Source organism: Ruegeria sp. HKCCSA071, assembly GCF_017872555.1.
In the GTDB taxonomy this organism is placed as follows: Bacteria; Pseudomonadota; Alphaproteobacteria; order Rhodobacterales; family Rhodobacteraceae; genus Ruegeria.
This window is the reverse complement of sequence record NZ_JAEDOX010000001.1, coordinates 1,214,408-1,229,703: the sequence shown is the minus strand read 5'-3', so window position 1 is coordinate 1,229,703 and position 15,296 is coordinate 1,214,408. Positions and strand designations below refer to the sequence as shown.

Sequence of the window (15,296 nt, the reverse complement as noted above, 5' to 3'; positions counted from 1 at the left end):
GCCCGTGGCACGAAATGGCCTCACACTGTCGCTATCTCACTTTTATTAGGGTGCTCCGTGGCTTACTAAGGGTTACGTGATGATCCCCGAGGGCCAATGACCCAGTCGACCCGCACCGTTCTGCGCAACCAGCTCAATCAGGCTCTGGCCGCGATCAGGGATGCGTGGCGGGTGATGCTGCGCCAGGGACCAAGCCAGATCCAGTTCTGGTTCATCGCGCTGGTCATCGGTATCGCTGCCGGGTTCATGGCGCTTGGATTCCGCAAGGCCATCCGCGCGTTGCAGGCCTATCTCTACGACACCGACGACGTTCTGCTGCTGCACAGCCATGCCGAGAAACTGCCGTGGTTCATGATCCTGATCATCCCGATCATCGGAGGGCTGGTCGTGGGCCTGATCCTGAACCGGTTTACCAATGACGGGCGCGTCAGGTCCGTCGCTGATGTGATCGAAGGGTCCGCCATCACCGACGGGCGGGTCGAGGTCAAGGCCGGCATCGCCTCGTTCTTTGCCTCGCTGATCACGCTCAGTTCCGGGGGGTCAACGGGCCGCGAAGGCCCCGTGGTGCATATGGCAGGGGTCATCTCCACCTGGGTCAGCAACCGCATCCATGCCGACGGGATCACGGGCCGTGACCTGCTGGGCTGTGCTGTCGCCGCCGCCGTATCAGCCAGTTTCAACGCCCCCATCGCCGGGGCCCTGTTCGCGCTCGAAGTTGTGCTGCGCCACTTCGCCGTGCATGCCTTTGCCCCGATCGTCATCGCCTCGGTCGCCGGAACTGTGATCAACCGGTTGGAATATGGCGATGTTACCGAGTTCACGCTGGAAACGCCCGGATCGCTGCAATTCTATGTCGAACTTCCCGCCTTCCTGATCCTCGGCCTGATCTGCGGCTTTGTCGCGCTGCTGCTGATGCGGTCAATCTTTTTTGCTGAAGATATCGGCAGCCATATCCAGAACCGCCTGTCCATTCCGGGCTGGCTGCGCCCGGCCGTGTCCGGCGCGATGCTGGGGCTGATGGCGATCTGGTTCCCGCATATCATCGGTGTCGGCTACCAGACCACGATCCGCGCCCTGACCGGTGATCTGGTTTTGACAACCGCAATCCTGTTTGCGGTGACCAAGACAGTGGCTGTGGCGATCACCATGGGCGGGCGCATGGGGGGCGGGGTGTTTTCACCGTCTCTGATGATCGGCGCGCTGACCGGGCTGGCGTTCGGACTGATCGCCACTGGGCTGCTGCCGGATGTGTCCGGCACGCATACGCTTTATGCCTTTGCCGGAATGGGCGCGGTGGCTGCTGCGGTTCTGGGCGCGCCCATCTCGACCACTCTGATCGTGTTTGAACTGACCGGAGACTGGCAGATCGGCCTTGCCGTGATGGTGACTGTATCCATATCCACCGCATTGGCGTCGCGCCTTGTGGACCGGTCGTTCTTCCTGACCCAGCTGGAACGCCGCGACGTCCACCTGGCCGCCGGGCCGCAGGCTTATCTGCTCGCGATGCTGCGCGCCGGGGCGGTGATGCGCCCTATCGGGGATGACCGCTCAATCACTGCGGACGAGGCGCACGCCCTGATCGAACAGGGCCTGTGCATTCAGGCCAGCGCCACGCTTGAGGCCGCGATGCCCTATTTCGACCGTGACGACATACCCTGCATTCCGGTTATCGTTCTGGAACAGGACGGGTCCGAGACACCGGTCGGCGCGCTCTACCATGTCGACGCGCTCAAGGCTTACAACCGGGCCCTCGCAGCCACCGCGGCCGAGGAACATTCATAAAGCTTCCGCCGCGGGGCAAGCGTTCCGGAAGCCTCCGTTGAAACCCTGTCCGGTGCCCTTAAATCTGTTCCACCTTCACCGAGTCCACCGGATAAAACGCCAGGTATCCCTTGATCTCGGCCACGGCGGAAACCGGGTCTTCATAACTCCAGACCGCGTTTTCGGTCACCGAGGATTTGTTGACGATGGAAAAATGCGTCGCATCACCCATGCGGGCGCAATGCGTCACCTTGTCGGTCTGGTCCAGAAATGCCATGGCAACATCGCCGCGCGGAAAGTAAATCACCGGAGCTTTGTCGCCTTCGTGCAGTTCCAGCGCGTTGCTCGTTTCGCCCAGAATCGCGCCGCCCGAACGGACAGTCCATTTGCCCGGCGCTTTTTGGATCGTGATCTCAGTCATCTCTGGTCCTTCCGTCGACGTATTGGGGCCTCTCCTCTGCCCGTTCTATGTAACAGGCGGGTGTCAGATCGGCGCAGTTGCGGCATCCAACCACAGTTGCGCGTCATGTCCCAGCCTTGGGCGGATTTTTTCCGCGACGTCGCGATGATAGGCGTTCAGCCAGCCGCGCTCGTCAGGCGTCAACATATCCACCATGATCAGCCTGCGGTCAATTGGCACAAATGTCAGGGTGCGCCAGCACAGCATCGCGCGTTCCGCATCGCCACCGGGCAGGGCCGGGGCCTCTTCCACCACCACAAGGTTTTCAATGCGGATGCCAAAGGCGCCTTCGCGGTAATATCCCGGCTCATTCGACAGGATCATGCCGGGTTGCAGTGGGACATGGCTGACCTTCGACAGGCGCTGCGGCCCCTCATGCACGCTCAAGTAGGCCCCGACGCCATGTCCGACGCCATGGTTGAAATCCTGCCCCGCCGCCCATAGCGGCGTGCGGGCCACGCATTCGATATCGCGCCCGGCCAGCCCTGCGGGCCAGCGCAGCATCGACATGGCGATCATGCCCTTCAGCACGCGGGTGAAGCAGGTCTTTTCCTCCGCCCCGACAGAGCCGATGGCAAGCGTCCGCGTGATATCGGTGGTGCCATCCAGATATTGCCCGCCGCTGTCCAGCACCAGCAGATGACCGTCCTGCAACCGGCTGTCGGTCTCGTTCGTCACGCGGTAATGCATGATCGCGCCGTTCGGACCCGTCCCGGCAATGGTATCGAACGAGATATCCTGCAACACATTGTCCCTGCGGCGGTTTTCTTCCAGCCGCGTGACCACCTGCGTCTCGGACAGGCTGCCGGGGGGCTGTGCGTCCAGCCAGCACAGGGTTTCGACCACCGCCACCGCATCACGCAAATGCGCCTCGGCGCTGCCCGCGATTTCGGCCGGGTTTTTGCAGGCCTTGGGCAGGGCACAGGGGTCGCCGCCATCCACCATGGCATCACCCAACGCGTCGGCCACGATCTGCGGCACCGTGTTCAGGTCCACCTGCACCACACCGTCCAGCGCTTTCACCGCCTCCAGAAACTCCGCGGGGTTGTGCACCGTCACCTTCGGGTCCAGATGATCCTGCACGTCCAACAGTTTTGCCGTAGCCATGAACAGATCGACCCGGCCGTCGTCATGCAGGATCGCAAACCCGTGGGCCACGGGGTTGTAAGCGATATCCGACCCCCGAACGTTCAGCAGCCACATGATCGAATCCGGCAACGTGATCACCGCGGCCTTTCGCCCGGCCTGCCGCAGGTCTGCGGCCAGTCTGGCAATCTTGCTGTCAGCGGTTTCGCCCGCAAACTCGATCGGATGCGCCTTGACGGCCTGCATCGGCGGTTCAGGCTGATCCGCCCAAATGCGGTCCACCAGATTGCCGCAGCGCACCAGTTCGATGCCTGCGCCCTCAAGCTCGCCCAGCGTGGACGAGATCTGCCCTGCCGCGTGCAGCCACGGGTCGAAACCCACCTTGCCACCACCGGGCAACTGCTCCTTCAGCCATGCACTCAGGCTCACGTCAGGCCACGGCACCGGCGTGAACACATCCGCGACCTGCGCCTTGACCTGCGTGCGATACCGCCCGTCGACGAATACGCCAGCCATGCCGGTCAGCGCAGCACAGAACCCGGCCGATCCCGTAAATCCGGTCAACCAGGCCAGTCGTTCATCCCGCGGGGCCACATACTCGCCCTGATGCGCATCAGCACGCGGGATCAGAAACCCGTCCAACCCTTCGCGCGCCAGCTCCGCGCGCAACGCAGCCAGACGCGGCGGCCCCTGCTCGGGCCGCGCGGTCACCTCAAAGGATTGGAACATACTACACCTCCCTCAGCCGGGCGGTCGAAATCGCCGCCTTTTCATCTTTTGGGAAATACTCCCGCCGGAGGCAAGGCCAGCCTAGCTGACCTTCTTCATCCCCATCACCCGCGCCCGCGCGCGCGGATCACTGTCGAACAGGGCCGCCAGTTGTTCCGTCATCGCACCGGCCAGCTGTTCCACATCGGTGATTGTCACCGCACGGTCGTAATACCGGGTCACATCATGACCGATGCCAATCGCCAGCAGCTCGACCATTTTGCGCTTTTCCACCATGGCAATCACATCGCGCAGGTGCTTTTCCAGATAGTTGGCGGGGTTCACGCTCAGGGTTGAATCATCAACCGGAGCCCCATCCGAAATCACCATCAAAATCTTGCGCTGCTCGCGCCGCGCGATCATCCGGCGATGCGCCCATTCCAGCGCCTCGCCGTCGATGTTTTCCTTCAGCAGGCCCTCTTTCATCATCAGACCCAGATTGGTCCGCGCCCGCCGCCACGGGGCATCAGCGCCCTTGTAGATGATATGGCGCAGGTCGTTCAGACGGCCGGGTTGCTGCGGGCGGCCATCGTTCAGCCACGCCTCGCGCGCCTGACCGCCTTTCCACGCCCGCGTGGTAAAGCCCAGAATCTCGACCTTCACATTGCAGCGCTCCAGCGTCCGCGCCAGAACATCGGCACAGATGGCCGCGATCGAGATCGGACGCCCCCGCATCGACCCCGAATTGTCCAGCAGCAACGTGACCACCGTATCGCGGAACTCGGTATCCTTCTCGACCTTGAAACTCAGCGGTGTGGTGGGGTTGGCGACAACGCGCGCCAGACGGCCCGCATCCAGAATGCCTTCCTCGCGGTCGAACTCCCAACTGCGGTTCTGTTGCGCCTGCAACCGGCGCTGCAACTTGTTGGCAAGGCGCGAAACCGCCCCTTTCAAAGGTTCAAGTTGCTGATCCAGATAGGCGCGTAGCCGTTCCAGTTCCGCGGGTTCGGCCAGATCTTCGGCGGCAATCTCTTCATCATGCGTGCTCAGATAGACCTTGTAATCCGGATCGGCCTCAGAGGCGGGCGGCGGGGCAGGCGGCTCCAGCGGGGCTTCGCCATCAGGCATCTCCGCCTCGTCACCCAGCTCATCCTCGGCCATCTCATCCATCGAGACCTGCGCCTGAGATTGATCCTGCTGCTCTTCCTGCGTCTGCTCAGGCGTCGCATCCGCGTCCTGCTCGTCCTGATCATCCTGACCGGTGCTGTCAGGATCGGGCTGTTCCTCGGCGTCGTCCTCGGCCTGATCTTCCTGCTCGTCGTCCAGCTCATCAGGGTCATCACCCAGCTGGTCGCCATAGCCCAGATCCTTGATCATCTGCCGCGCGAACTTGGCAAACTCCGCCTGATCCGACAGCACGTCATCAAGGTTCTCCAACACTCCACCGGCCTGTTCCTCGATGAACCCGCGCCACAGGTTCATGATGTTCTCGGCCGCAGGCGGCAGATCGCGCCCGGTGGCCAGATGCCGGATCAGATATCCCGCCGCCACCGACAAGGGCGCATCGGCAGGCTGCTTGCACTGGTCATATCCGCGCCGGATCGCCTCATGCCCGATCTTGACGTCGATATTGCTGGCAGTGCCGGGCATATCCCGCGCGCCCATCGCCTCGCAGCGCGCCGTTTCCATCGCCTCGTACAAGTCCCGCGCCATGTCCCCCGGAGGCGCATAGCGCGCATGGGTGGCGTCATCATGGTACCGGCGCTGCAACGCCAAAGCATCCGCCGTGCCGCGCGCCAGCAGAACCTCTTCCCGCGTCATACGGCGCGACACCTGCGGCAGCCGCATCGACTCACCCGAAAGGCCCGACGGATCGACCGTATAAGTTACCGACAGCTCAGGATCATCGGCCATGACCTTGGTGGCCTCGGCCAGCGCTTTTTTGAACGGATCAGCGGGGTTGTCGTTCTTCTGTGCCATGTCCTTAAGCCCTCATCAAAGTGACCTGCCCGGCGCGGAAAACTGTAGCGGATCCGACTTCATCTGGCCAAAAATATCCCCGCCGGAGGCATTGCGCCCGGAACGGGCGCAATCCGGGCGTTTAGCCCAAGCTCGCACTCGCGGCGCTTTCTGGCAATTCCTCGTCAAAGCAGCGCTGATAGAACTCGGCCACGGTCTGACGTTCCAACTCGTCGCACTTGTTTAGGAACGACAGGCGGAACGCATAGCCCACATTGCGGAAAATCTCGGCATTCTGCGCCCAGTTGATCACGGTCCGCGGGCTCATGACGGTGGACAGGTCGCCATTCATGAAGGCGGTCCGGGTCAGGTCGGCCACGGTGACCATCTGGCTGACGGTCTTGCGGCCCTCGGCGGTGTTGTAATGCGGCGCCTTCGACAGCACGATCATCGTCTCGGCATCATGGCTCAGATAGTTCAGGGTCGAGACCAGCGACCAGCGGTCCATCTGCGCCTGGTTGATCTGCTGGGTGCCGTGATACAGACCCGTGGTATCGCCCAGACCCACGGTGTTTGCAGTGGCAAACAGGCGGAAACACGGGTTCGGCGTGATGATCTCATTCTGGTCCAGCAGGGTCAGCTTGCCGTCATGTTCCAGCACGCGCTGGATCACGAACATCACGTCGGCCCGGCCCGCGTCATATTCGTCGAATACGATGGCGACGGGGTTGCGCAGGGCCCAGGGCAGGATGCCCTCGTGGAATTCGGTCACCTGCTTGCCATCGCGCAGTTTGATCGCGTCCTTGCCGATCAGGTCGATCCGGCTGATATGGCTGTCCAGGTTCACGCGCACGGCGGGCCAGTTCAGACGGGCGGCGACCTGCTCGATATGGGTCGATTTGCCGGTGCCGTGATAACCCTGAATCATCACCCGGCGATTATGGGCAAAACCCGCCAGGATCGCCAATGTCGTCTCGGGGTCAAACTTGTAGGTCGGGTCGATGACGGGCACTCGGTCGGTGGCTTCGGCAAACCCTTTGACCTTCATATCCGTCTCAATGCCAAATACGTCACGGACCGAGATATCTTCGGTGGGTTTTGCGTTTACATCGATCGATCCGTCAGCCATTCGCCTTGTCCTTATCCTTTGGCCCGCATTGCCGGGTTTGAACCCGTGTGTGGTGCAACATATTGCGGACAAGGGCAAGGGAAAGCCGCCCGCTCGGAAAGGTGAGCAGGTTTTTCTTTCAAACTGGCCCTATCGACGCGCGGGTGATCCTTGGTCGCGACAGGTAAAAGACGCAGATCACGCCGCGTTCCTCAATGACAGAACCGCCTTCAGACGCACCTGCCAAACCATGTGTCCGATATGCTGCATGCAGGTAAGTATTCAGCAATCCATATGTTGTTGAAAACGACGTTATCAATCATATAAGTTGTTCTTATGGGGCGTTTTGTAAGTGATCGGGTATTGGTGAAGCAGGAATGTCAAGCGCAGGCCTTTCCGGGATGTTGCTCTGTGTTGAATAACAGGTCGACGTTGGAGAATGCCCGCACGACCTTGGTGACGCCCGGTGGCATTTAACGTTCTTCTCCATACGGCCAAGACAACGGGCCAGAACGATCTCATCGTCCAGAACACGACACAATCCGCGATCATCAGCGGATCGATGGTGTCGTTTGACGGGGGCGCGACTTTCCAGCCTTACACCTATCTGGGGCAAGGAAACTACCGCGGAACCGGGGAAACCGGAGAATTCATTCAGGTCGGCGGGCAAATCTACGCCTGGGATGCCAATAACCCAACCGGTCCGATGACCACTGGCAACTGGAAGATCACCCCGAGTGATCTGAACCCAACCAATCCGCCCTGTTTTGTCTCGGGCACCCTGATCGAAACGGATCGCGGCCCGCGCCCGGTCGAAGATCTGGCTGTGGGCGACCGGGTTTGCGTGGCCGGTGGAACCCCGCTGCCCATCGAATGGATCGGCAAACGAACACTCAGCGCGCAAATCCTGCGGGTCCGGCCCCAGTTCAACCCGGTCTGCATCCGGCGCGATGCGTTGGGCAAGGGGCTGCCGGACAGGGATCTTTACCTCTCTCCGCAACACCGGGTTGTGCTGGGGGGCTGGCGGGCCGAGCTTTATTTTGGCGCACCAAGCGTGTTCTGCGCGGCCATTCATCTGGTCAACGATGATACCATCCGGCAAGTGACCACGGGCGAGGCGGTGACATATTATCACATCGCATGCGCCGAACATGTGATCCTCACCTCGCACGGGCTGCAAAGCGAAAGCCTGTTTCCGGGCGACATGGCGCTGAAATCACTGCATCGCGAGGATGTCGAAGAACTGCGCGCGCTCTTTCCGGTGTTGCGTTCAGACGCAGGACCACACCCCCAAACGCGCCTAAGCTGCCTGACCGGGCGCGAGGCGCGCGCGTTGCGCAAATCATACGTGGCCTAGGGCAGCCAGGCTCCAGTCACAGCACAACACCCCTTTTCCAAGGACGTCTGGCGAAACACGCGGGGTCTGAGGCGGCGAGATTTGCCGCAGGTCGGTCTCTATTCGGTTGAATGTCCCGGTATCGTCTGAAATCAAGAACATGGATCGCGAACCAGCAGGTCGCAACACCCCCGGAGGCGGCGCATGCCCAAGGCATCGGTTCTCACCAAGATCAAGCGCAACGCCATTCCCATCGGTTTGGTACTGGCCGCGCTGATCGGCGTCCTTGGCCTGTTCCTGACCTTCGTGCCGCTGCCCGTTTCCAAAGTCGAAGAGTTGGGCGTTTTTGTCTTGGACACCTCCGAAAACGAACGCAGCGGCGGCTTTTCCGGGCTGGAGGTTCAAGGCAATGGGCTCGACTTCATCGCCTTGTCGGACCGCGCCGCCTTCCAGCACGGCCGCTTTCAGCGGCAGGAGGGGCGGATTGTCGGCGTTTCGGACAGGCACCTCGACCGCCTGGTCAGTGATCTGGGGAATTACTCGTCCGCAGATTCCGAGGGTTTGGCATTGGCATCCGACGGGCGTCTCTTTGTCTCCATTGAGGGATCCCAGGGTCTCAACCTGTTTTTGCCAGGGCATAACGACTCCGCCTGGGTGCCGGCGCCGAAACAGGTCGGGCAGCTATCGTACAATAAAGGGCTGGAATCGTTGGCGATCGACCCGGATGGCAAACTGATCGCAATCCCCGAGCGCTGGCCAGAGGAAGACGGAGTGGTCCCGCTGTTTCGCTCCAGTGTCGGTGCCACCGAGATGGTCGTAACGCTGATCCCGCTGAAGGGAACCGACAAAAACGAAGCGGCGGTGAAAACCGACTGGGATATCCCATTTTACATGCCGGTCACGCCGGGATTTGACCCTGTCGGGGCTGATTTTGGCCCGGACGGTCGCCTGTATGTTCTCGAGCGCAGATATGTCTGGCCTTTGGGCGTCGCCACCCAGATTCGAAGCTTTCTGTACACCGAAACAGGTTTGGAAGACGCGCAACTGCTTCTGAGGACACGTCTGGGGGCTTACGACAACCTCGAGGGGATATCGGTATGGCGCGACGAAGCAGGTGACATACGCATATCCGTGATATCCGACGACAATTTCAACTGGTTTCAGGAAACTGAAATTGTCGAGTTCCGGCTCAGACCCTAGGTTGACAACCCGCCCATGGCCCAATCGGCATGGGTCTCGATAACACTGGCCACGGCCAGCGCCTTTTCCACGATATCCTCCGGAGTGTCCTCGGCGAACGCAATGCGGGTCATCCTGTCGTGCATCACTTCCGAGGTGTAGAACTCAAAGGCCCGCGTATTGCCGGGGCTGTTCCAGAATGCGGTGATCCAGATCGAGTCCCGCCCCGGAACGCAATATGCGCACCAATCGCGCCACAGGCGCAGCACCAAATCGGTATCCGGGCTTGCGGCGACCTGTTCGAACAGCGACTCCAGCGGCCACCCCGCCAGGGCGAACATGCAAAGCGTATCGTCCAGACAGCCGCGTTCCCGTGCCATCTCGCGTTTCAGATATGCGCGCTGGAACCGGTCTAGAACCTGCCATTCCTCGGGCGACCAGTTCTTCGAGTTGCCGGTTTCATACCGGTTCAGGCTCACCTCCAGCCCAACGCTGGCGAGGTCTTCGTCCATGGCCAGAATCTCAAGGATCCGGGGCAGCAGGTATCCCCATGTGTCGTGGGCTATCCCTGCGGGATCACAAGCGGCAAAGAACCAGTCCTGAACGTAATGCAGGGGCAGCTGGGCAATGGGCGGCGTGAAGAAATCCGCCTCAATGTCGGCGTCCATGCAGCAGCCTTCGCAAACTTCGATGCTGCTCGGCTTTGGATAGGCAAAAACCCTGTACGCATCGCTGATGATGTCTGAAAACGGATGATCCGGCGGGATCTTGGCTTTTGGCGGGTTCTGCTCTTTGCGTGCCACGGTCCTTGCATCCAAAACTGTTCTGCCGGGGCAGGGCCCCGTCAGTGTCATCCCTGAACGCTACGAAACCCGGATCGTTGCGTAAAGCTGTGGTCGCGTGGTCAAAGCGAAAACCAAAGCTCATCCTTGCGAAAACCACCTTTCACAAGACGATCCGTTTTCAACACATCCGGGAACTCGTCTTCCCAGTCCCGGAACCTGTCATTTGTCACGATACGCGCCTTGCTGTCCCGCGCCGCCTGCAAGATCAGGGGATCTGCCGGCGTGCCTTTGGGCGCCACCATGACTCGCTTGGCCCGCAAGCCCAGAGCGCGGCTCAGCGCCCGGTCGTTCATGTATTCCCCTTCGACCTTGTACCCGACATTCGCATCGAACACGACGCCCGGTTTGAACCCGGCTTGCTTCAGGCTGGCCAGAACCTGCCGCAACGTAGCCAGATCCGGTGCGCCGTCTTTCCAGTGCATCACGTTCGACCCGTCCACGATGATCCATGTGTTGGCCCTGCGCCAGTCGAACCATGCCCGGATCAGAAGGATCGTACTGGCGAACACACAAAGCAGGGACAAAAGGAATAGCCAGTCCATCTCGGTCGGATAGAACTGCGCCACGACCAGCCCGCAAAGAGAGGCAAGCAACAGTAAGAAAGGCATACGCACAGTGGACGCTCCGGGAAAAGCTCTGGTTCTATACCCTGCCACTATCGCGGGAATTGAAACAGGTTTCCAGACAGCATCCTCACAATCGTTTCAAACTGTGTATACAACTGGCGACTGACGGTGACCTTACTTGAAATTCCGGCTGTCCTTGATCTGGTCCCAGGCCCAGACGACCTCTTGCAGCTGCTCTTCCTGCGACCGGTCGCCGCCGTTCATGTCCGGATGCAGCACCTTGATCAGCTTCTTGTAAGCTTTGCGCACTTCGGCCTTGGTCCAGCTGTCATTGGCCTCCAGTATCTCGATTGCGCGGCGTTCAGTGGGGGGCAGGCGACGTCCACCTCCACCCGAGGTGCGCCCCTTGTTCTGCGTGCTGTTGGCGCCCAGTACCTGATACGGGTCCTCAATGCCCAGACGGGCCCAGGCGCGCGCCTCGGGGTCTCCCATCGGCTTGGTTTCGCGCTCCCAAACCTTGTCTTTCGAGCGTTGCGCGTTCAGCTCGGCCTCGGTGGTGCCGTCGAAGAAATTCCACTTCTGGTTATACTCGCGCACGTGCTGCTGGCAGAACCAGAAATAGTCATCCAGCACATCCGGTGCCTTGGGGGCGCGGAACTTGCCCGGCTCTTCACACCCGTCGTGATCGCAGATCCGGACCGAGGTCTCGGACGCGCCCGACATGCCCCGGCGCCCGCGCGGGTTCTTTTTCTTGGCGCTGGAAACGGACATATCGAATCCGAAGGGGTCTGATTTCGCCATGCTCTATCCTCACGAACGCATCTTTTCGACTCGGAGGCAGCAGTTTAGTCTAAGCAGCCGAAAGTAGAAGAGGGGGGCGGCAAAAATTTTGCCGCTGAGCAAAAAAATGAGCGTGACCGACGAAATCCGAACCCGCCTGCAAGCCGCCTTTGACCCGCATGAACTTGACGTGATTGACGACAGCGAAAGCCATCGCGGCCATGCAGGCCACAGGGAAGGCGGCGAAAGCCATTTCAACGTCCGCATCCGCGCCGCCGCATTCGCCGGTCAATCCCGCGTCGCCCGCCACCGGGCCGTGCACAAAGCGCTGGGCGATATCGTGCCCCGCATCCACGCGCTGGCGCTGGATATCGGTGTCTGAAGACCTGTGCGTGTCAGCCCGCCTCTATCTGCGCGGACGGTGTTGATGCCGAGATGGCGTATTCCTCTTCCGTCATGACCTCTTCGATTCCCTCGAACAGGGGGGTCGACAAGTATCGCTCGCCGGTGTCCGGCAACATGACCAGCATGACAGAGCCCGCCGGCGCGGATTCGGCCAGCTTCATGGCCACGGCAAAGGTCGATCCACCCGAAATCCCGGTGAAGATCCCCTCTTCCGAGGCAAGCCGGCGTGACCATTCAATCCCTTCGGGTCCGGGAATGGGGATCAACTCGTCATAGTATGAATTGTCGATGGCTTCCTGAAGGACCCACGGGATGAAATCCGGTGTCCAGCCCTGAATCGGGTGGGGCTCGAAATCGGGGTGGCTTTCGGTCGGTTGATGGTCAGCGTTGCGCGTGTTGACGTAACCTGATGATACTATTGCGGCATTTGCCGGTTCGGTCAGGATGATCCTGGTATCGGGCCGCTCTTTCCGCAATACACGCGAAACCCCCGAAACGGTGCCGCCGGTCCCATAGCCCGTCACCCAAAAATCCAGCCGTTGCCCTTCGAAATCGGCAAGAATTTCCCGCGCCGTCGTGTTTTCGTGAATATCGGCATTGGCTGCGGTCTCGAACTGGCTGGCAAGGAACCATCCGTTTTCTTCGGCCAGTTCCTTGGCCTTGGTATACATGCCGAACCCTTTTTGCGCCTTCGGGGTCAGAACAACCTTCGCGCCCAGAAACCGCATCAGCTTGCGCCGCTCGACCGAAAAGCTTTCGGCCATCGTCACGACCAGAGGGTATCCCTTGGCCGCACAGACCATGGCAAGCCCAATCCCGGTATTGCCGGATGTCGCTTCGACAACGGTTTGTCCGGGTTTCAGCCGCCCGTCACGTTCCGCGGCCTCGATGATGTTCAGCGCCAGCCTGTCCTTGACCGAGCCTGCCGGGTTGAAGGCCTCAAATTTCACATAAACGGTCACATGCTCCGGCGCGATCCGGTTGACCCGGATACAGGGCGTGTCGCCGACTGTATCAAGGATGCTGTCATATAGGCGTGCCCGCCCCTGTGTCTGCCGAATACCCATTTCAAAATCCCTCCCGGTTGTCCGGTTAACATGCCACAGATTTCGCTGGGTTGATAAGCACATATCGCACCCGCAGCGCCAAGCCCGCCCGCGGGCGGGCTGCTCAACCTGCGGTCCACACCGTGTTGCAGGTGTAACCGCACGTCAAACTCTGACCCGTTTCAGGCGTCTTTCTTGTCGTCGGCGGTGTCAGTGTCCTGGTCAACCTGGTCCCGGCTTTTCAACGACAAAGGCGGCTCATGCGCTTCTTCCGAGATTGGTTTCGGCGCGGCCACCACACCGGGGCCGGGGATCGGTTGGGCCAACGGGGTGTTGTCAAACTCGGGTACGTCTCCGATCACCGACGCATCGACTTCCTCGGCCACGGCCCGCCGGAACACCAGCACATTGCGCCAGTTTGTGGTCGATCCGGTCAGGCCCGAGCGTTCCTCGCTGGGCAGCAGCTCGGCGCGCTGGTATTCCCAGCCGTCCTGCGCCATCTGGTTCAGAACCTGTTCGACCGAGACCGCAAAGCGGCCCTCGGCCGTTTTCACGCCCTTGGCTTTCACGCCCTTTTGCGGCGCGGGGACGACCTTGTATTCAAAAAGCTGCATCAAGTGTTCCTAAATACCTGTTCACGCCAACTTACCACGCTGACCCCCGGGTGAAAGGGTCGTCGCCCGACCGGCGGCTTTCAGCCCTGATTATTGCCGCCAGCCTGTGCCGCCTTGGTCACAACCGACAGGCACAGCTCGGTCGCCACTGCCATGTCCTGCACCGAAATCCATTCCAGCGGCCCGTGAATGCACTGCATTCCGGTGAACAGGTTGGGGCAGGGGGTGCCGAACTCGGTCAGGCGCGATCCGTCGGTGCCGCCGCGGATCGGGACCGACAGCGGCTCGATCCCCAGCTCGCGGCAGGCGTCGCGCGCCAGATCAACAGGCGTCATGTCGTTTTCCAGCCAATAGCGCATGTTCCGGTATTGGTGGCTGATGTCGCAGGTGATGGTCGCGCGCGGTTCCGTGGCCTGCACGGCGGCACAGACCTGCCGTACGATGTCACGTTGCGCCTCAAGGCCCTCCATCTCGAAATCGCGCAGGATCAGCTTGATTTCCATCTCGGACGATCCGCCGCTCATGTCGGTGACATGGATGAACCCGTCTCGGCCATCGGTTGTTTCGGGTGTCATGGTGGCCTGCGGCAAGGTCTGCACGATCTTCGCCGCCAGATGGGCTGCGTTCACCATCTTGTCCTTGGCCAGTCCGGGATGGATCGATACCCCCTCGATCCGGATCACGGCGCGGTCGGCCGAGAAGCTTTCATATTCGATCTCGCCTACTTCGGCACCGTCCAGAGTATAGGCGAAATCCGCCTCCAGATCCTTGGGCAGCTGTTCGGTAACGCCGCGCCCGATCTCTTCATCCGGGGTAAAGGCAATGCGGATAGGGCCGTGCGGGATATCCGGGTTTTCGATCAGATGCCGCGCCATGGTCATCAGGATCGACACCCCGGCCTTGTCATCCGCGCCCAGCAGGGTGGTACCCGACGCCGTGATCAGATCATGTCCGATCTTTTCGGCCAGATAGGGGTTCTCGTCCGGGGACAGCACCAGATCCGGGTCGTCCGGAAAGGAAATGTCGCCACCGTTATATCCCTTGATCACCCGCGGCTTGACGCCCGTTGCATTGAACTGGGGGGCCGTATCCACATGCGCCAGAAAGCCCACCGTCGGGCCGGGTGCGGTGCCGGGGATGGTCGCGACGACCACGCTGTCACCCGTCAGCGTCACATCGCTAGCGCCGATCTCGGTCAGTTCCTGCTTCAGCAGGTTCAGCATGTCGAACTGTATCGGGGTGCTCGGCGTGGTCGCCGAGGTCTCGTCGCTCTGACTGTCGATCGCCGCGTAACGCACCAGCCGATCTTCGAGTTCCTGATCAAATCTGTTCTGCATGATACCTCACCTCTCTGGGGCGGAAGAAAGGGTGCAATCACGGGCGAAGTCAAGCCGATGAGCTGACCTCATTTCTTAAGAAATCGTGGAAATCTGGTTGTACAAA

14 protein-coding genes are annotated in these 15,296 nt (G+C 60.9%); 4 read left to right on the top strand and 10 right to left on the bottom strand.

What is annotated here, in order from left to right; translation table 11 throughout:
- The first annotated feature begins 96 nt into the window (after positions 1 to 96).
- Complete coding sequence (locus I9188_RS06085) at positions 97 to 1,782, top strand: chloride channel protein (protein ID WP_209504511.1); 1,686 nt, start codon at positions 97 to 99, stop codon at positions 1,780 to 1,782.
- A 58-nt stretch (positions 1,783 to 1,840) separates the two neighbouring features.
- Here I9188_RS06085 and I9188_RS06080 read toward each other — a convergent pair whose 3' ends face one another.
- From I9188_RS06080 to cobS, 4 genes are all read right to left on the bottom strand, one after another.
- Positions 1,841 to 2,182 (bottom strand): DUF427 domain-containing protein, encoded by a 342-nt coding sequence (locus I9188_RS06080; protein WP_209504510.1) that lies wholly within the window; start codon positions 2,180 to 2,182, stop codon positions 1,841 to 1,843.
- A gap of 63 nt (positions 2,183 to 2,245) precedes the next feature.
- A complete protein-coding gene (locus I9188_RS06075; RefSeq protein ID WP_209504509.1) occupies positions 2,246 to 4,036 on the bottom strand; it encodes an aminopeptidase P family protein in 1,791 nt (596 codons plus the stop codon).
- Between the two features lie 81 nt (positions 4,037 to 4,117).
- Positions 4,118 to 5,995, bottom strand: a complete 1,878-nt coding sequence (cobT, locus tag I9188_RS06070) for a cobaltochelatase subunit CobT (RefSeq protein ID WP_209504508.1) — start codon at positions 5,993 to 5,995, stop codon at positions 4,118 to 4,120.
- 121 nt (positions 5,996 to 6,116) lie between these two features.
- On the bottom strand, positions 6,117 to 7,103 hold the full coding sequence (cobS, locus tag I9188_RS06065; RefSeq protein ID WP_209504507.1) for a cobaltochelatase subunit CobS: 987 nt from the start codon (positions 7,101 to 7,103) through the stop codon (positions 6,117 to 6,119).
- A 445-nt stretch (positions 7,104 to 7,548) separates the two neighbouring features.
- Here cobS and I9188_RS06060 point away from each other — a divergent pair, with 445 nt between their 5' ends.
- Both I9188_RS06060 and I9188_RS06055 read left to right on the top strand, forming a co-directional pair.
- Complete coding sequence (locus I9188_RS06060) at positions 7,549 to 8,439, top strand: Hint domain-containing protein (RefSeq protein ID WP_209504506.1); 891 nt, start codon at positions 7,549 to 7,551, stop codon at positions 8,437 to 8,439.
- 183 nt (positions 8,440 to 8,622) lie between these two features.
- Complete coding sequence (locus tag I9188_RS06055) at positions 8,623 to 9,618, top strand: esterase-like activity of phytase family protein (protein ID WP_209504505.1); 996 nt, start codon at positions 8,623 to 8,625, stop codon at positions 9,616 to 9,618.
- On the opposite strand, the gene I9188_RS06050 is transcribed toward I9188_RS06055, so the two are convergent.
- From I9188_RS06050 to I9188_RS06040, 3 genes are all read right to left on the bottom strand, one after another.
- Positions 9,615 to 10,400, bottom strand: coding sequence for a hypothetical protein (locus I9188_RS06050; protein ID WP_209504504.1), 786 nt, complete (start codon positions 10,398 to 10,400; stop codon positions 9,615 to 9,617). The two genes, I9188_RS06055 and I9188_RS06050, sit on opposite strands and share 4 nt — an antisense overlap.
- A 101-nt stretch (positions 10,401 to 10,501) precedes the next feature.
- Positions 10,502 to 11,050, bottom strand: coding sequence for a hypothetical protein (locus I9188_RS06045; protein ID WP_209504503.1), 549 nt, complete (start codon positions 11,048 to 11,050; stop codon positions 10,502 to 10,504).
- A gap of 132 nt (positions 11,051 to 11,182) precedes the next feature.
- On the bottom strand, positions 11,183 to 11,809 hold the full coding sequence (locus I9188_RS06040; RefSeq protein ID WP_209504502.1) for a J domain-containing protein: 627 nt from the start codon (positions 11,807 to 11,809) through the stop codon (positions 11,183 to 11,185).
- A gap of 106 nt (positions 11,810 to 11,915) precedes the next feature.
- Here I9188_RS06040 and I9188_RS06035 point away from each other — a divergent pair, with 106 nt between their 5' ends.
- Positions 11,916 to 12,170, top strand: a complete 255-nt coding sequence (locus I9188_RS06035; RefSeq protein WP_209504501.1) for a BolA family protein — start codon at positions 11,916 to 11,918, stop codon at positions 12,168 to 12,170.
- A gap of 13 nt (positions 12,171 to 12,183) precedes the next feature.
- On the opposite strand, the gene I9188_RS06030 is transcribed toward I9188_RS06035, so the two are convergent.
- From I9188_RS06030 to pepT, 3 genes are all read right to left on the bottom strand, one after another.
- The gene (locus I9188_RS06030) at positions 12,184 to 13,260 is read right to left on the bottom strand and encodes a pyridoxal-phosphate dependent enzyme (RefSeq protein WP_209504500.1); all 1,077 of its coding nucleotides are present in this window, start codon (positions 13,258 to 13,260) and stop codon (positions 12,184 to 12,186) included.
- A 161-nt stretch (positions 13,261 to 13,421) separates the two neighbouring features.
- Positions 13,422 to 13,853 (bottom strand): DUF4177 domain-containing protein, encoded by a 432-nt coding sequence (locus I9188_RS06025; RefSeq protein WP_209504499.1) that lies wholly within the window; start codon positions 13,851 to 13,853, stop codon positions 13,422 to 13,424.
- Positions 13,854 to 13,933: 80 nt separating this feature from the next.
- Positions 13,934 to 15,190 (bottom strand): peptidase T, encoded by a 1,257-nt coding sequence (gene pepT, locus I9188_RS06020; RefSeq protein ID WP_209504498.1) that lies wholly within the window; start codon positions 15,188 to 15,190, stop codon positions 13,934 to 13,936.
- Positions 15,191 to 15,296: the final 106 nt, after the last annotated feature.